At 59.3% G+C, this 15,920-nt stretch carries 12 protein-coding genes, 6 tRNA genes and 1 pseudogene; 12 read left to right on the top strand and 7 right to left on the bottom strand.

Annotation, left to right across the window (positions count from 1 at the left end; genetic code table 11):
* Positions 1–40: 40 nt before the first annotated feature.
* The 3 genes and pseudogenes from HX803_RS16750 to HX803_RS33135 all read left to right on the top strand — a co-directional run bounded on the left by HX803_RS16750 (position 41) and on the right by HX803_RS33135 (position 3,535).
* Positions 41–1,453 (top strand): PLP-dependent aminotransferase family protein, encoded by a 1,413-nt coding sequence (locus HX803_RS16750; RefSeq protein WP_178921907.1) that lies wholly within the window; start codon positions 41–43, stop codon positions 1,451–1,453.
* A 114-nt stretch (positions 1,454–1,567) separates the two neighbouring features.
* Positions 1,568–2,677, top strand: a pseudogene (locus HX803_RS33140) (HAMP domain-containing protein); the annotation flags it as partial.
* On the top strand, positions 2,654–3,535 hold the full coding sequence (locus HX803_RS33135) for a methyl-accepting chemotaxis protein (RefSeq protein WP_372339919.1): 882 nt from the start codon (positions 2,654–2,656) through the stop codon (positions 3,533–3,535). The pseudogene HX803_RS33140 and the gene HX803_RS33135, both read left to right, overlap by 24 nt.
* Before the next feature lie 39 nt (positions 3,536–3,574).
* Here HX803_RS33135 and HX803_RS16740 read toward each other — a convergent pair whose 3' ends face one another.
* Together HX803_RS16740 and HX803_RS16735 are read right to left on the bottom strand one after the other, a co-directional pair.
* A complete protein-coding gene (locus HX803_RS16740; RefSeq protein ID WP_178921903.1) occupies positions 3,575–4,387 on the bottom strand; it encodes an alpha/beta fold hydrolase in 813 nt (270 codons plus the stop codon).
* 200 nt (positions 4,388–4,587) lie between these two features.
* Positions 4,588–5,358, bottom strand: a complete 771-nt coding sequence (locus HX803_RS16735) for a hypothetical protein (protein ID WP_178921901.1) — start codon at positions 5,356–5,358, stop codon at positions 4,588–4,590.
* Positions 5,359–5,716: 358 nt separating this feature from the next.
* Here HX803_RS16735 and HX803_RS16730 point away from each other — a divergent pair.
* The 7 genes from HX803_RS16730 (at position 5,717) to HX803_RS16700 (ending at position 8,560) form a co-directional block, all read left to right on the top strand.
* Positions 5,717–5,792: transfer RNA gene (locus HX803_RS16730), tRNA-Glu, on the top strand.
* A 4-nt stretch (positions 5,793–5,796) separates the two neighbouring features.
* Positions 5,797–5,872: transfer RNA gene (locus tag HX803_RS16725), tRNA-Gly, on the top strand.
* A gap of 104 nt (positions 5,873–5,976) precedes the next feature.
* Positions 5,977–6,052 (top strand) — tRNA-Glu (locus HX803_RS16720).
* Between the two features lie 4 nt (positions 6,053–6,056).
* Positions 6,057–6,132: transfer RNA gene (locus HX803_RS16715), tRNA-Gly, on the top strand.
* Positions 6,133–6,235: 103 nt separating this feature from the next.
* A tRNA-Glu gene (locus HX803_RS16710) sits at positions 6,236–6,311 on the top strand.
* A gap of 3 nt (positions 6,312–6,314) precedes the next feature.
* Positions 6,315–6,390, top strand: a tRNA-Gly gene (locus HX803_RS16705).
* 226 nt (positions 6,391–6,616) lie between these two features.
* Complete coding sequence (locus HX803_RS16700) at positions 6,617–8,560, top strand: integrase arm-type DNA-binding domain-containing protein (protein ID WP_009876631.1); 1,944 nt, start codon at positions 6,617–6,619, stop codon at positions 8,558–8,560.
* A gap of 37 nt (positions 8,561–8,597) precedes the next feature.
* Here HX803_RS16700 and HX803_RS16695 read toward each other — a convergent pair whose 3' ends face one another.
* Both HX803_RS16695 and HX803_RS16690 read right to left on the bottom strand, forming a co-directional pair.
* Positions 8,598–9,566: a Dyp-type peroxidase gene (locus HX803_RS16695; protein ID WP_020924940.1), complete on the bottom strand. Its 969-nt coding sequence runs from the start codon at positions 9,564–9,566 to the stop codon at positions 8,598–8,600.
* Positions 9,567–9,684: 118 nt separating this feature from the next.
* Positions 9,685–10,338, bottom strand: coding sequence for a substrate-binding domain-containing protein (locus HX803_RS16690; RefSeq protein ID WP_023106332.1), 654 nt, complete (start codon positions 10,336–10,338; stop codon positions 9,685–9,687).
* Between the two features lie 119 nt (positions 10,339–10,457).
* Here HX803_RS16690 and HX803_RS16685 point away from each other — a divergent pair, with 119 nt between their 5' ends.
* Positions 10,458–10,751 (top strand): helix-turn-helix domain-containing protein, encoded by a 294-nt coding sequence (locus tag HX803_RS16685; protein ID WP_009459591.1) that lies wholly within the window; start codon positions 10,458–10,460, stop codon positions 10,749–10,751.
* 22 nt (positions 10,752–10,773) lie between these two features.
* Here the strand turns inward: HX803_RS16685 and HX803_RS16680 are convergent, their stop codons facing one another.
* The 3 genes from HX803_RS16680 to HX803_RS16670 form a co-directional block, all read right to left on the bottom strand.
* On the bottom strand, positions 10,774–11,664 hold the full coding sequence (locus HX803_RS16680) for a LysR family transcriptional regulator (RefSeq protein WP_017514782.1): 891 nt from the start codon (positions 11,662–11,664) through the stop codon (positions 10,774–10,776).
* A gap of 484 nt (positions 11,665–12,148) precedes the next feature.
* Positions 12,149–13,363, bottom strand: coding sequence for a glutathione-independent formaldehyde dehydrogenase (locus HX803_RS16675; RefSeq protein ID WP_024569587.1), 1,215 nt, complete (start codon positions 13,361–13,363; stop codon positions 12,149–12,151).
* Positions 13,364–13,830: 467 nt separating this feature from the next.
* The gene (locus tag HX803_RS16670) at positions 13,831–14,772 is read right to left on the bottom strand and encodes a LysR family transcriptional regulator (RefSeq protein WP_028698648.1); all 942 of its coding nucleotides are present in this window, start codon (positions 14,770–14,772) and stop codon (positions 13,831–13,833) included.
* 484 nt (positions 14,773–15,256) lie between these two features.
* Here HX803_RS16670 and HX803_RS16665 point away from each other — a divergent pair, with 484 nt between their 5' ends.
* Positions 15,257–15,688: a DUF488 family protein gene (locus HX803_RS16665; protein WP_023835768.1), complete on the top strand. Its 432-nt coding sequence runs from the start codon at positions 15,257–15,259 to the stop codon at positions 15,686–15,688.
* The last annotated feature ends 232 nt before the right edge of the window (positions 15,689–15,920 follow it).

Below are 15,920 nucleotides of genomic sequence, written 5' to 3'. Positions count from 1 at the left end.
TCTTGCGGGTTGAATAACAGACAGTTGAAGTGGGTGGCTCATGGATTTAGGGATCGATCGACAGGCTCTTGTACCGGTGGTGCAGCAGATTGTCAGCGCGGTGGCGCAATGGATTCGCAAGAGCGGGGCAGCCCCGGGCACACGTTTGCCGTCCGTGCGGCAGCTGGCGCTCGATAACCTGGTCAGCCAGTCCAATGTGGTCGAGGCATTCGAGCGCATGGTGGCCCAAGGGTTGCTTGTACCTCGGCAGGGTTCAGGCTTTATGGTGGCCCCGCCAGCGGCGTCTCGTGAAACCCAATGGTATGAAGGTGCCGAGCAGGCATGGGGGACTTTTACCGACGGCCCACTGGGCGAGCTGAAGCTGGGGTGTGGCTGGCTGCCGGACGCCTGGCGTGAAAGCGATGACATCAGCTATGCAATTCGCGAGGTCAGCCGTACCGATACTGCAGGTCTGTTCAACTACAGCACGCCGCTGGGGTTGCCGGCATTGCGAGAACAATTGCTCAAGCGCCTGACCCACATGCAGGTGGCCTCTGGCTTGGAGTGCATTCTCACCACCCATGGTGCCAGCCATGCCCAGGATCTTTTGATACGCACGCTACTCAAGGCGGGCGATACGGTAGTGGTCGAGGCCCCGGGCTACGGCAACCTCTTTCGCCAACTGGCCTTTCATGGCGTCCATCTGCTGGAAGTGCCGCGTACCCACGGCGGTCCGGATATCCCGGCGCTGGAGGCATTGCTGCAACACCATCGGCCCAAGTGCCTGTTCATCAATGGCCTGTACCACAACCCCACTGGCACCAGCCTGTGCCGTGAGGTCGCCGAGCGCTTGCTGCAACTGGCTCGCCGCGAAGACTTCCTGATCATCGAAGAAGACATCTATGGCGACTTGCAACACGCCAGTTGCGTGCGGCTGTCGGCGCTGCCCCATGAGGGGCGGGTGATCTATGTGTCGAGCTTTTCCAAGACCCTGAGCAGTGCCCTGCGTGTGGGGAACCTCAGTGCCAGCGCCGCGATCGTTGCCCGACTGGCCAGCCTCAAGACCTTGACCGGCATCGGCACCTCGCGGTTTGCCGAGGCAGTGGTTGCCTCGCTGCTGGCCAATGGCACGTATCGCAAATGGGTGCAGCGCTTGCGCAAGCGCCTGGGCATGCAAATGGCCGCTACCCTGCAAGTGCTGGAGGACGAGGAGTGGCGGGTGTTCGCCATACCCTCGGGAGGTATGTTCCTGTGGGTCAAGCCCGGCGTAGCGGACCCTTCACGGCTGCACGCGCAGGCTCGACGGCTCGGCGTGTTGCTGTCACCCGGTGCGCTGTTCAGCCCCAGTGGTGAACTCAGTGACTGGCTGCGCATCAACGTGGCCTATGCTGATGATCAGCGAGCGCTGGCGTTGTTCCGCGCCATGGGGCCTGCCAGGCCGACCTCGACCATCCTGAAAACGACGAGCGTGTAGCTTTTTGCCATTATTCCGGCGCCAGCGTCTTGTGTCAGTGCCCCGTGGTTGCGAATCTCGCCATTGGTAAATCGGGCTTGATGGCATCTGCCATTGCAAGAGGACTCAAGTGCAATGATTTCGGCCGTGCAACGACGTTTCGCCAACCTCGGGATGGCAAAAAAACTGGGCTTGGGCTTTACCCTGGTGCTGCTGCTGACAGCCTTGGTGGCGGCGATTGGTGTCTGGTCCCTGCAGACCGTCGGCCAGCGTTTCGAAGGCCTCAAGGCGATGTCCTCGCTCAACAGCGGCTTGCTCAAGGTGCGCCTGATCGAGCAGGACTACGCCTTGCATGCCGACCCGAAAGCCGTTGACGCCCTGCACGAGAGCGTCGACGCGCTGGCTGCGCTGGCGGCCAGCCTCAAGGCCCAGTCCGCCGCGAATGTGCCGGTGATGACCGACGTCGAGCAGGCGCTAGCCGCCTATCGCAAGGCGTTCGATGAGTTCGTCGAGTTGACCCAAACCAAGGACCTGGCCCTGGAAATGGCCAGTTGGTCGGTGTCCAGCGTGGCCAACAACCTTGATGTGTTGCAGGCTGGCCTGGCCGACGACGGTGCCTATGGGCTCAAGGAAAGCCAGGGCAAGGAGGGCGCGGAGTTTATCGAGCAGGCAGGGCAGGTCAGCCAGGTGTCGCGGCTGATGCTGCAGGCCATGAACGAAGCGCGGGTGCGCCTGGACCAGAGCCGCAAGGTCGATGCGGACGACGCTGAACAAGGCAAGATCGAACAGGCCGACCAGGCCCTGGCTCAAGTCGAACAACTGAAAACCTCGGTCAAGGATGCCGGCTACCAGACGGTGCTCAATGAAGTGTCCGGGCATATCGCTTCGTTCAGCGAAAAGCTTGGCGAATACACCGGGCTGCTGGCCCAGGAAAAAGTCGTCTACAAGCAATTGCATGATCGCGCCGACCAGGTGGTCAGCCGGGTGAACCAGGCCTATGACGCGGAAGACCAGTCGATGCAGGCGCAATTGAAGAAAAGCGCGGTGCTGATCATCGGTTCGTCGGCCCTGGCCCTGTTGGTGGGGTTGATCGCGGCATGGGTGATTACCCGCTTGATCGTTGCGCCGCTGCGCAGTGTGATCGCGGTGGCCCAGCAAATTGCCGCCGGCGATTTGAGCGGGCGCATGGAGGTCAACCGTCGTGATGAAATTGGCCAACTGATGCAGGCAATGCAGCAGATGGGCAACGGGCTGAGCCAGATGGTCAGCGGGTTGCAGGCCGGGATCGAGCAACTGGCGGCGTCGGCCCATTCACTGTCCAGTGTCACTGAACAGACCAATGTCGAGGTCAGCAGCCAGAAGGAAGAGACCGAGCAGGTGGCCACGGCGATGAACCAGATGACCGCCACCGTGCACGACGTGGCGCGTAATGCCGAAGAAGCGGCCCAGGCTGCACAGACCGCCGACGACAAGGTCGATAGCGGCCAGCAAGTGGTACGCCAGAGCTTGCAGCGTATCGAATTGCTCGCCACCTCCAGCACCAGCGCAAGCGCGAGCATCGAAAGCCTGAGTGCGGAAATCCAGAATATCGGCACCGTGTTGAGTGTGATCAAAAGCGTGGCCGAGCAGACCAACCTGCTGGCACTCAATGCCGCCATCGAGGCGGCGCGGGCAGGGGAGCAGGGCCGTGGTTTTGCGGTGGTCGCCGATGAAGTGCGGGCACTGGCCAAGCGTACCCAGCAATCGACCGAGGAAATCGAGCGACTGGTCAGCACCTTGCGCAGTGCGGCGCAGTCGTCGGTTCAGCAGATCCAGCAGAGTGGCGAGCTGGTGAAGCTGGCGGTCAGCGATGCATTGGAAACCGAGAGCGCACTGGGCAGCATCGCTGCCGCCGTGTCCTTGATCCAGCAGATGAACCAGCAGATTGCTGCGGCGGCCGAAGAGCAGAGCTCGGTGGCCGAAGAGATCAATCGCAGCGTCACCAGCATTCGCGCCAGTGCCGACCAGTCGGCGCTGAGCATGCAAGGCAATGCCGCATCGAGCATCCAGTTGGCGCAACTGGGTACCGAACTTCAGGGCATGGTGGGGCACTTCCGCCTTTGATCGCACGGTGCAGGTGGCGATCAAAGGGCGGGAGGGCGATCAGGCGTTGTTGGCGAGGAAGGTCAGCAGCGCTTCGTTGACGAAATCCGGATTCTCCCGGGCCGAGATGTGCCCGGCTTCGGGAATCAGGATCAGGCTGCAGCCGATCAGTTCGGCCATTTCCGCAGATTCGGCAGGGGGACGAGGCTTGTCTTGTTCGCCGCACATCACCAGGGTGGTGTCGGCGTCCAGGCGTGGCAGTTGGTCCAGGATGTCTGCACGGCTGAAGATCAGCCGGCCCAGTGGCACGATGCTGTTCAGCAGGCGTTCCCGCGTGAAGGCTTGCAGTTCGGCGCGAAAGCCCTGGTACAGCGCTGACTCACGGTCAATGCCTGGGCGAAAGAAGATCGGTGCAACCACATCCAGCAACGGCTCGGGAATGGCGCCGGCGTCTTCGATCATCTTGAACAGCGAGAAGTAATACTGGCGCGTGGCCTCGGGCTCGGCACCCAGGTAGGTGTCCATCAGTACCAGGCTGTTGATGCGCTCTGGCGCGAGCAATGCCAGGCGTGCGCCCCACATTCCACCGACCGACAGGCCCACCAGGTTGATCTGCGCAATGTCCAATTGGTCCAGCAGGGCCAGGGCCTGGCGGGCGAGATCGTCCAGGGATTGGGTAGCCGCCGGCAGCGGTCCCGACTCGCCGTGGCCCCACAGCTCAGGAACAATCACACGGTACTGTTGCGACAAGGCTTCGATTTGCGGGGCCCACATGTCGCGGTCCCACAGGTAACTCGAGCCCAGCAGGACGACCGGGCCGGTGCCCTGGTCGACATAATGCAGCGGTTGTCCATCAATCACGGCGACGGGCATAACAGGCCTCTGGCTTCACGGAGTGAGGGGCACTTTTTTACGCTACTCGGGGGCGGGGGGATAGATGCAAAGTGATGGCATATCGTGGCGATGTGCTGTCTGTGGCAGTTGTAGTGAGCGGGCTTGCCCCGCGCGGCGCCGTGCCTGACACACTGCGGTGCCTGATACGACGCGGCGCGGGGCGAGCCCGCTCACTACAATCAGTCGTAGATGACTTTCTTTTTCCAGTCGGCGTCGGCGTCGACCACTTTCAGGCCTTCGGTCAATTCGTTGACCTCATCTTCAGCCGGTTTGCTGTTGGTCAGCACGGTGGAGTTGGCGCGGGCCAATTGTTTCTCCAGCAATTGCAGCTGCGCACTGTAGACCACCGGTTCGGGCTGCTTGCGCAAATACTGCACGCCCCGCTCGAACGCCAGACGCGCCTGGCCGGGCTGGCCTTGTTGCAGGGCATGTTGGCCGAGGTTGTTGAAGAATTCGATGTGCAGCAGCACCAGGATATGGCGGATTTCCTTGATCCAGTGCTTGGCCTCGTTGGCCGGCAGGAAACCGTCCTGGGCGGCGCGGGTGACCTGGCCGTGCAGGGCTTCGAGCAGGAAACGCACGTCCTTGGCCTTGGCTTCGGTCTGGATCGGCGCGGGCGGGTTGGTCACCGGGATCGATTCGCCCTGGGCGATCAAGGCGCTCAACTCGGTGATGCGCGCCTTGAGTGGGGCACTGGCCTTGTTGAGGTTCAACAGGCGCTGGTTGACGTTCAGCTCCAGACGGGTCAGCAACAGCTTGAGCGCCGGGCTCATCAACTGGCCAGGAAAGGTCTCGGTGATTTCGCCGCAACGACGCAGCCGATCATTGAGTTCGATCTCGGTGCGTTTCTTTTCCAGTTTGTTGTTTTCCACCACGTGGTTCATGTAGCCAATGGCGATCAGTATTACGATCCCGGCTATTACCAGCAGGGTGATCATGAGTGGTGTCACCGGTGTGACCTCTTAATAGGGTTTGCAGTGGAGTGTAGTGACTGAGCCATCTGGCGGATAGGACTGATCGACCAGTTGCCCAGGTAGTTTCTTCTATATAGGTAAGCGTTCCCTGCATAGATGCACATTGCCATCATTTGCTGGTGTGGACTATAACGCCTTGTCGGGCGCCAGAATATAGGCGTCAAAGCCTGGACGGGCAGAATGTGCGCCAGGGCCCGGAAAGCGGGGCGAAGTCATTGATTTTAATAAATTTATCCTTGGGGGTTGACGACCTTTCAATCCATCCATAGAATGCGCGCCACTTAACGCGTAAAGCACACAGCGAAACGCGGTTAAGCAGTGAAGTTGTACGTGTGTCCCCTTCGTCTAGTGGCCTAGGACACCGCCCTTTCACGGCGGTAACAGGGGTTCGAGTCCCCTAGGGGACGCCAATATGCGGGAATAGCTCAGTTGGTAGAGCACGACCTTGCCAAGGTCGGGGTCGCGAGTTCGAGTCTCGTTTCCCGCTCCAAATTTAAGCAGTGCTGCCCTCGGGTGGCACTGAGTGAAACCAGGGCATGGTCTTCGGGCCTAATCTCTGGACACTGAAATACACACCATGTGTTTCAGTTGTGTGTCCCCTTCGTCTAGTGGCCTAGGACACCGCCCTTTCACGGCGGTAACAGGGGTTCGAGTCCCCTAGGGGACGCCATTTTGCGGGAATAGCTCAGTTGGTAGAGCACGACCTTGCCAAGGTCGGGGTCGCGAGTTCGAGTCTCGTTTCCCGCTCCAATTTAAGCAGTGTGGCCTTCGGGCGGCACTGAGTGAAACCAGGGCGTAACCTTCGGGTTTAATCTCTGGACACTGAAATACACACCCTGTGTTTCAGTTGTGTGTCCCCTTCGTCTAGTGGCCTAGGACACCGCCCTTTCACGGCGGTAACAGGGGTTCGAGTCCCCTAGGGGACGCCATTTGCGGGAATAGCTCAGTTGGTAGAGCACGACCTTGCCAAGGTCGGGGTCGCGAGTTCGAGTCTCGTTTCCCGCTCCAAATTTTGATCCACAGACTTCTACTGGGGTCTGTAGGTCATTGAAAAAAGGAGCTTCGGCTCCTTTTTTCATTCCAGCGAGTGCCACGGAAATCCACCCACAGCTACCGTTTTTGAGTGACCAAATAAGGCACAAGAATACGGGTGGGTCGGCTACCGGATAGTTGCTGGGGCTGAGCGGGGACCATGACGAGCATAGGGCCTAAGTCATTACTTAGGAGTCTCGAAATGGCGCTCTCTGATCTGACCGTCCGGCAGGCGAAGACCACCGGAAAACGCTACACCCTCTCCGACAACGACTGCCTGGGCCTGATGGTCTCAGCCGCAGGCGGCAAGTCATGGCAATTCCGCTACTACTGGCTGGGCAAGCAAAAGCGCCTGTGCCTGGGCGGCTATCCTGCTCTCAGCCTGCGCGAGGCCCGGATCGAGCGAGACAAGGCCCAGGCCCTGCTCGCCAGGGGGATCGATCCTCAGGTCGAGCGCGACCAGAAACGGCACGCGGCCAAGCTGGCGGGCGAATACACCTTCAAGACCGTCTTCGATGCCTGGGTCGAGCATCGCCGCAAGGAACTCAAGGAAGGCCGTCAAAGCACGCTGTCGCAGATCCTGCGCATCTTCAACAAGGACGTGTTGCCCACCCTGGGAAGAATGTCGATCTACGACATTCGCCGCCCCCAACTCCTGGGCGTCTTGGCGGCGATCGAGAAACGCAAGGCGTTCACCACCGCCGAGAAGGTCCGCACCTGGTTCAACCAGTTGTTCCGCTATGCCCTGGTCATTGCCGAGGGGTTGGAAGTCAACCCGGCCGCCGACCTGGACGTGGTGGCAGAGCCCAAGCCCCCCGTAGCCCACAATCCCTACCTGCACCTGCCCGAGATGCCCGAGTTCCTCCAGAAGCTCCGGCTCTACAACCCCCGTGGCTGGCAGACCCAGCTTGGCGTCCGGCTGCTGTTCCTGACCGGGGTGCGCACCGGCGAACTGCGATTGGCCGAACCCGAACAGTTCGACCTCGACAGGGGCTTGTGGATCATCCCACCGCAGATCGTCAAGCAGCTCCAGGATGAAATGCGCAAGGCAGGGAAGCGGCCGCAGGATGTGCCCCCCTATATCGTGCCGCTATCCCTGCAGGCCATCGAGATCGTGCGCTATCTCCTGGGGGTGATGCGGCCGGCGCAGAAGTACTTGCTGTCACACCGCAGCGAACTCAAGAAGCGCATCAGCGAGAACACCCTCAACAAGGCCGTGCAGCTCATGGGCTATGAGGGGCGCCTGACCGGCCACGGCATCCGCGGCACTATCTCGACGGCGCTCAACGAGATTGGCTACCCGAAGATTTGGGTGGACGCGCAGCTTTCCCATTCCGACCCCAACAAGGTGAGTTCGTCCTACAACCACGCCAAGTACGTTGAGCCGCGCCGTCGGATGATGCAGGACTGGGCCGATCGGCTCGACCTGCTCGAACAGGGCGAAGTGGAAGCCGCGAGCGCGCATCTGACCATCCGTATCGACGGGGTGCCGGCGATGGCAGAAGTGGAGGAAGCGGTGGATGCGACCCTCGCGATGGCCGAGCCCACTCCTCCCGGCGTCCCGCCCGTCGTGGCCACGCCTATTGTCGTAACCCCGAGCAACGGCGGCATCACGTTCCAGCGGCTGTCTCAGGTACCGCCGCCTCCGACGCATGCCCCAGAGCCGGAAGTGTCCGCGATCCAGCGCGAGCGCGAGGAAATGCTGACCATCTACGAGTCTCCAAGCAGCTTGCCGGTCCCGCTGTTCGGCAAGCTGGCCGGAAAGTCCAAGGACCAGATCAACCGCGAACTGAAAGCGGGCAAGTTGCTGTCCATCAGTTTGGGCAATCGGGGGCAGCGTGTTCCCGATTGGCAACTGGTGCCGCTCAAGCACAAGCTGGCCCAGGTGCTCATGAACCAGTGCCCGCACGCGGATTCGTGGGATCTGTACCGCATGCTGACCCAGCCGCACCCTGACCTGGGGGACCGCGCGGCCATTGATGCGGTCACGCCGACCAACGTGCCGGCGATCATCCAGGTCATCATGGGCGACTACCAGCACTATGCGGATATGCCCGAGGCCATTGCCCCGTACCCCATCCCCGAGGATGTGCGGCAAAGCGTTCGTCGGCTGGTGGATAGCGCAGTAGTTCTAGACGGAGCATAGGGCTCTCAAACCTTGCAGGGGCCTTGCGGCCCCTGCATTACGCTTGCACCGCCTCCACGAGTTCGCTCAGCGTGCGCGGTGCGGGAGCGAAGAACACGGCGCCGGTGTGCGCCGTCGAGAAATCGAGCAGGCGGTCGTGCATGCCTGGCGGATCGCCGAGGAACATGCGCTCCAGCATCTTCTGCGTCACCCACAGATGCCTGGAGTAGCCGATGAAGTAGGTGCCATATTCGCCCTGGCCGGGGCGGCCGAAGGGCATGTTGTCGCGCAGGATGTCGTGCTCGGTGCCGTCGTCGTCCACGATCGTGGCGAGGGTCTTGTGCGATTTCTGGCCGCTCGTCGCGTCGGGCAATTCGACATTGCTGACGATCTCCCGGCCGATGATCCGCTCTTGCTCGTCCTTGGCGAGCCGAGCCCACGGCTGCATTTGGTGCAGATACTTCTGCACCACCAAGTAGCTGCCGCCGGCGAACGCCTGATCTTCACTGCCGACCAGCGTCGAGGCGCCGATGTCGTGCCCGGTCGGGTTGGCCGTGCCATCGACAAAGCCAAGCAGGTCGCGGGAGTCGAAGTAGCGAAAACCGACCACCTCGTCGGCCACCGTCACGCTGCTGCCCAGTTGGTCCAGCAGCAGGCGCTCGAATTCAAAACAGAGGTCCTCGCGTTCGGCACGGATGTGAAAGAACAGGTCGCCGGGCGTGGCAGGCGCGGTGTGCTTGGCACCCTCGATGGGCACGAAGGGCCGTAGTTCCTTCGGGCGCTTCCCGGTCTGGAAACGGTCCCATAGCGCCGATCCCAGTGCAGTGATGCACGACAGCCGGCCGTTGAGATCGCGGAAGCCCACCGTTTTGATCAGGTCGTCCAGCCCGTCCAAGACGCCGGCGACCGCCTGAAGGGCCTCGTGGCCCTCGGCGACTGTCAACGTGAGAAACACCGCCGCGCGCGACAGCGGCGCATCGATGCTTTGCGAGTCAATTGGTACTCGATCCCAACCACTTCCAACCATTCGTGCCTCCAAAGACCATGTTAATTCATCATATTGCCAGAGATGGAAGCGCTATCACTGGCGCGCTAACAGGCGCGTGCCGCTGCAATTACCCGCACGCAGCCTCGGCGAGAGCGGGCTATGGGGTATTCGAGCAAGCCGCCCTGTCCCTGGCAACCAACATTGCCCTGTGCTCGAACCGCTCAGAAACAACATTGGCTCGTCCGTGGGGCCGCTGCAGATATGTCACGATCTCGTAGGGGCCGTCTGAAAGCGGTCGCATAGTGATCCCCCACGCATGGGCACGCTCAATGCGCGATTGCGCGGAGAGCCCCACTCCGTAGCCAGCGGTCACCCAAAGCGCCATCATCTCGAACGAAGTCACGTGCTGAATGCTCTGCTGGCTCAACGGAAGAAAGGACAGTCGCTGATCCAGCAGTAGGCAAGCCTCCGCCGGCCAGCGAAACACCGGATAGTCCAGAAGCTCGGCAAGCGTGATCTTCGCCTGGGCAACTAAGGGGGACCCCAGCGGCACTGCAACAGCCACGTTCTCCACCCAGAGCGGTTGGCTTTTCACGGCCGGAGCACCAGCGTTCCGAAGCGTCATTCCAGCGTCGTAGCGGCCTTCCTCAAGGCCCGTCAACAGATCATCGGCTGAGGTCTCAAAGAACGTGATGGTGACTTCTGGTTCCTCCGCGCGCTGTAGGGCAAGAAGCGTTGTGAGGCAAGAGGATGGCACTCCGGGCGCGATAGCAAGCCTGAAATGGGAAAACTGGCTGGTGGCGTCATGCATGAGGGCCCCCAATAAGCGATCTGTCCAGAAAGGCAAACCAGCGTTGCAGGAAAGAGTGAAGTTTAACGTCGTTATCTTTAACGTGGTTAATTGTGGCAGATTGTTTGACGCTTCTGCTAATGCAGAAATCAACAATTCAGCCAGGCCGTCCTTCTGGCACATCGACGTATGAATCCGAGTCGGCGTTAGCCTTCGGACAGGCCGTGCGCGCTGCGCGCGTCGCTCAAGGAGTCGCGCAAGACGAGTTCGCATCTCGGGCAAGCATTTCGCGTTCTCACATGGGTAAGATCGAGCGTGGTGAGCACGTGCCCACGCTTCCGCTCATACTGAAAATTTCTACGGCACTTGGAATAAGCGCGGCTGACCTGATGACGGCGACCGAACGCAATCTGCGTGCCGACACTGATCCCTGAGTGTCTAGCCTGCCAGGCTCCGTCAACCGTCCGAAGAGTCGCGAAGGCGAACGATAAATCGCTCCACCGAAGCCGATAAATTGCCGCCGTCGGGCCGAAGCAGGTAGGTGGTGATCACGGCAGAATCCATCGCCAAGGGGCGGATCACCACATCCGGCCGTTGGGAGATGGGAATCTTGGTCGCCGTCATGAAGCCGATGCCGTAGCCGGCGCCGACCAACGTGAGCATCATGTCCAGCGAGGACACTTCCTCGACAACATTCAGCTTGTGCTCCAACGTGTTGAGCAGCCGCTTGAGTTCGCGGCAATAGCCCTCGCATACCTGCGGGTCGCACAGGACAAGTGGATGGCCTTGAAGTTCTTGAAGTGGCACCTCCTTGTAGGTGAGCAATGAGTGACGAGCTGGCACCGCAATCACCAGCGGGTCGTGCCAGATTGGTTCGGCAGCGATACCGTCGCCGACATCGCCCGTGTGCGCGAACCCGATCATGAAGTCGCCCGAACGCAAGCCACGCACTTGCTCTGCCAGAAGCACTTCTGACAAGCGTATTTCGATCTCCGGCTCCTCGGCGCGGCAACGAGCCAGAAATGCCGACAGCCGTGGATCGATAGCCCCATCTGATACAGCGATGCGCAGGCTACCGCGCAAGCCCGATGCCACAGCCTTGGCATTTTCACGAGCCTGTTCCAGCACTGTGAATAGACGGCGAACATCTTGCAAGAAGACCGCGCCCGCCGCCGTTAGAACTGTTCCTCGTCGGTTTCGGTCGAAGAGCACTACGCCCAACTCGTCCTCAAGTTCCTTGATGGCTCGTGATAGCGGTGGTTGTTCGATATGCAGGCGCTCAGCCGCCCGCGTGAAATGTAGCTCCTCAGCAAGAACTACGAAGCAGCGAAGATGGCGCAGCTCCATAGGCCACCCTCCCGTTCCGACTTATCCAACACTGTGCTATCTCCCTATAGAAGTGACTGCCATTCTGGCGGCGGCGAGTTCGGCCACATCATTGGAAACTTCTGGCTGAATGAGCCAGGGCTGGGTTGACCGTGCGATGGCCCGAGGCAGGCACAACACCAGGCGAGCCTGATCAAGTCCGTGGGGTGATAAGGATCAGACGAAGGCTATCTCCAGCCACGCACGTCAATGGATGCCGTGCATCGTCCCCGTCTGACCCTTGGCCGATTGCGAACCAAGCGCTTGAACACGCTTGCGGTTGATCATCACCTGCGGATTGCTGAGGCTCTGCTCCTGGTCCGAGCCAAGGCAAGTACCCTGGGGCAGACGGCAAATGCCGGCGAAAATATTCGCCGGCTCCAGTTGCTGCCCGGAGACTGGCGGGACCAGAATGCCTCTCACCAGAAAGTGTGAGACATCCTGATGCTTAGCCCGCGCCGGATGCTTAATGCCGCACTGAACCATGCGGGTCGATGACGTACTTGTATGCAGAACCCGCGTCGAACTCTTTGTACGCGGCGGGCGCGTCTTCGAGCTTGATGAACTTAGTGTTCATCATCGGCGAAAGGTAAGGCATGCGATCGTTCAGTATCGCCCGCATTAACGCGTGGTTGTAGTTGGCCGTCGGAGATTGACCAGCCGACATTCGCGGCGACTTGATCCAGGCGTTGGACCATTCCAGATCCATATGGCCTTTCTTGGCTTTCGGGTCTTTCGAGATCGGGTTTGCGCAGTACACACCGACCGTACTGGTCATTCCGCCGAAGCGGACATATTTGAGCATTGCGTTGGTAACAGCGCTCTCCACGATCTTGTCAGCCTCCGCGCCAAACCCGCGGCAGTCCACACCAACATAGTCGATGACGCGATCCACCTCCCTGTGCCCGGTAATGCGTTCGAGATGCTCCTCGATCGGCACGCCGTCGGAAAGGTTGATGGTTTCCACGCCGTGTGGCTTGAGAAGGTCCAGCCGCTCTTGAATGTAATCGGCAACGATGATGGCGCCTGCACCCAGAAGTCTGGCGCAGGCGGCACCCGCTCTGCCGACCGGCCCGGCACCGAAGATCAGGATGTTTTCGCCGACGACGTAGGCCGGCGCGGCTGGCCAGTCTGGGCCAGCGAACCCATGGAAAGCTGTGGGTAATACGTCAGAGAGAAGGGTCAGGTCGCGGATTTTTTCCATGGCGGCATCCTTGTCAGAGAAGCGAAGGAGATTGAAATCCGCATACGGTACGAAGAGATAATCACCTTGCCCCCCCGTCCAGCCACCGAGGTTGAACCCGTAGGCTCCGCAGTCGATTTCGGGGTTGGTGTTCTCGCATACATCGGAGCGCATATGCTTGCAGTTGTAGCAACGCCCACACCCCACATTGAAGGGAACGGAAACGATGTCGCCCTTCTTCACGACTTCGACGTCTGATCCCACTTCGATCACTTCGCCGGTCATTTCATGGCCCATGGTCATTCCCTTGGGAACAGCAAACGAACCGCGATAAATGTGAAGGTCGCTGCCACAGATATTTGTGGTAACTATTTTGAGGATAGCGCCATGGGGTGCGCTTTTCCCTTGAGGGGTTATCAGCTCTGGAAATTTGAAGGTGTTGACCTTCATTTCCAAGGGCTTCTCGAAAGTCACGATTCGGTTACCGGTCGGAGTCATTTCGTCACCTCTGTGCGTTAATGTTTCCATCTTCTAAATCGAAGTGGGAAACGAAATTTACCGCTGTCAAGAAGAACGATCGTGGTATTGCCTAGCCGTTGGCCGCGTCTCCTTCTGCGGTCTTGACAGCATCGGATCAAGCTCAGAAGTGGTCAAACTGGAATAATCTATGTGCAGATAGGCACGATCTATCTACGCGGGATCGTCGAGCCGTGCTCGTCTCCTAGCCGGGAGAGGGCAACGATCATCGCTACATCGCGCCTCCTAGCTTGATCTAGGAACAGTCAGCTCGACCCAGCGAGACATGAGGAGGCCGCATGCAGCAGGTACTCCTGCCCCCCCGAGTTGCCCCTGGACCTAGTGGCCTTCGATGGGTTGCTCAGCACGTGGCGCCTGTTAGCGGCGCACACGGCATGCCTGCAATCTTCGCCTGGTTGAAGCAATACAGAGTTGCTCTTCAAGACTCGCTATTTCAGGGGGCTTTGAGATGAGTCTGCTTTGGGCTGGAACCGACGATGGATCGATATAACGGATTGAAGAGTGGCGGCGAGTTCGGGGGTGTGCACCATTTCGAGCAATGCACGCGATGACGGTGCCTCGAACGCATTTTTCCCAGCAACGAATCCGACATTTGAGTGCGACATTGGTCCATTGATTGCGATTGCGTGGAGATTTGGAATGTGCGCGAGTTGGCCGGCGAGAGATTGCGGAAGAACTGCCGAATATTTTCCTGTCGCCACGTGTGCCGATAGCACGTCAATTGAATCAGTGCGAATAGTCTGCGCGGTACATTGCATCAGCCTATCTTGAATGGGTTCAGGTACTGCCGAGTTCAGCACGCAGAGTTGTCTATTGAGAACATGGTCCCACGTTGTGCTTCGGGGTTGCTGTGTTCTCGCGGCGTGAAAAAGGAAAATGCGTTCACGGTACAGAAGGTGAGTATCGAAGTCTTCCCCTGGGATATCCTCCAAATGCATGAGTGCGATATCCAAATTGTTTTCTCGAATCGCCTGTAGCAGGGAAGAAGCGCCGGAAACCAGAACTGATTGTTGAAGTAAGGGTGTTTTTTCAGCAAGGGCGATGCTTAATGTGGGCGCTACACCGGCAGTTCCTGGGAGTATCCCTAGCCGGAATTGCCCCTCTATACCTCGCCGTAGTGCGGAGAGTTCTCGCTCCAGCCCTTTGCAGTCGTCATACATCTGCTGAGCCCAAGACAGTACGCGCATCCCTTCAGAAGTGAGGCCGTCATAGCGTCGGCCATGACGCACGATCTCGACACCCATGTCTTCCTCCAATTGCTTAATGCCCGCGGAGAGTGTCGGCTGAGAAACATTGCAGCTTTTGGCCGCGTTGCCAAAATGGCCTTCACGGTGCAAAGCAAGCAAGTATTCAAAGTTTCTTACGATCATATATTTTCTTCTGATAAAGTTGATTGGATTTTATACTTTCACGAAAAACCCTGCGCACGCTTCGATCCGCGTCCAACCTTGGGCACGTAGCTGGCACGCATGAAAGGCTGCCGCGCGCAGTGTCCATACAGTAGGTTCGACTCGTCATCGACGGTCAGCACCACAACGCACGGGACAGCCAATAGCGCGAACACAGGTGCTTTGCGCTGTGGGCGAGTCGTCCTCATGTAGCTTAGCAGTTGGCGCGTTCTGGAAGGGAGTAAGCGTGAGTGGTGAGGCACGCAACCGCAAAAGGCGGTGCTAAGCTCTTGAGCTGTTCGGGTCGTGGCCGTTGAAGCGGCGAGAGAATGGAGCCTGCCATGGCCGTTGTGGCGCAGCTAGTACACCATGCCCCCAGCGTTTCCTTAGCTGCGATTGACGGGCATGCCTGGCGGTAGCTCAATAACAGCCATTTATGGATGAAGGAACGAGGGGAATAAGGCAGATGAAGATATTCACGATTGGATTCACTAAGACCTCCGCGCGGTCCTTCTTCACCAAGTTAAGTGCTTCTGGTGCCAAGCGCCTTGTCGATGTTCGCCTGAATAATGTTTCGCAATTGGCCGGATTCGCTAAACGCGAGGATCTTCGATATTTTTCCGAGGCGTTGTGTGGGATGGAATATGAACATCTACCAGCACTTGCTCCAACCAAAGACATGTTCGAGGAATATAAAATAAAAGGGGGAGATTGGGATATCTACGCCAGTAAATTTCTGGATTTAATGTCGTCCCGAAAGATTGAGTCAATCGATAAAGAAAAGATTGATAACAGTTGCCTGCTTTGCAGCGAAGACAAGCCCCATCACTGCCATCGGAGGCTAGTGGCCGAGTACCTTGCAGGCAAATGGCCGAATGTTGAGATCGTGCATCTTTAGAGGGGCGACGTAGCTCCCAATGTCATCAACTTAAGCCCCCAGCCCTGGCCGGGGCAAGAAATCCCGGGGCTTGGACGCGCGGTTGCAGCAGTGCCTTCACTGGTTTTGCTCCCCAGTTCAGCGCATGTGCGACCCAGACGCCAGCTTAATGGATGCCGGTTCGCCTCGGCGGGCGGGATTTCTCGTTTTCCGGGCGAGCGCGTGCCGGCCGCTGTCTGGCCAGCTTTTTTGC

This window comes from Pseudomonas sp. P7548 (assembly GCF_013386585.1).
Classification (GTDB): Bacteria; Pseudomonadota; Gammaproteobacteria; order Pseudomonadales; family Pseudomonadaceae; genus Aquipseudomonas.
Note: the sequence above shows the minus strand (reverse complement) of the source record. Positions and strands in the feature narration are given on the sequence as shown.

Bases quoted from the DNA above. Each gene is read 5' to 3' on its own strand.
- HX803_RS16690 (WP_023106332.1), bottom strand. From the start codon at position 10,338: ATGCATGACGCCACCAGCCAGTTTTCCCATTTCAGGCTTGCTATCGCG.
- HX803_RS16670 (WP_028698648.1), bottom strand. From the start codon at position 14,772: ATGATCGTAAGAAACTTTGAATACTTGCTTGCTTTGCACCGTGAAGGC.
- HX803_RS16700 (WP_009876631.1), top strand. From the start codon at position 6,617: ATGGCGCTCTCTGATCTGACCGTCCGGCAGGCGAAGACCACCGGAAAA.
- HX803_RS16740 (WP_178921903.1), bottom strand. From the start codon at position 4,387: ATGCCCGTCGCCGTGATTGATGGACAACCGCTGCATTATGTCGACCAG.
- HX803_RS16675 (WP_024569587.1), bottom strand. From the start codon at position 13,363: ATGACTCCGACCGGTAACCGAATCGTGACTTTCGAGAAGCCCTTGGAA.
- HX803_RS16665 (WP_023835768.1), top strand. From the start codon at position 15,257: ATGAAGATATTCACGATTGGATTCACTAAGACCTCCGCGCGGTCCTTC.
- HX803_RS33135 (WP_372339919.1), top strand. From the start codon at position 2,654: ATGCAGGCAATGCAGCAGATGGGCAACGGGCTGAGCCAGATGGTCAGC.
- HX803_RS16680 (WP_017514782.1), bottom strand. From the start codon at position 11,664: ATGGAGCTGCGCCATCTTCGCTGCTTCGTAGTTCTTGCTGAGGAGCTA.
- HX803_RS16685 (WP_009459591.1), top strand. From the start codon at position 10,458: ATGCAGAAATCAACAATTCAGCCAGGCCGTCCTTCTGGCACATCGACG.
- HX803_RS16695 (WP_020924940.1), bottom strand. From the start codon at position 9,566: ATGGTTGGAAGTGGTTGGGATCGAGTACCAATTGACTCGCAAAGCATC.
- HX803_RS16750 (WP_178921907.1), top strand. From the start codon at position 41: ATGGATTTAGGGATCGATCGACAGGCTCTTGTACCGGTGGTGCAGCAG.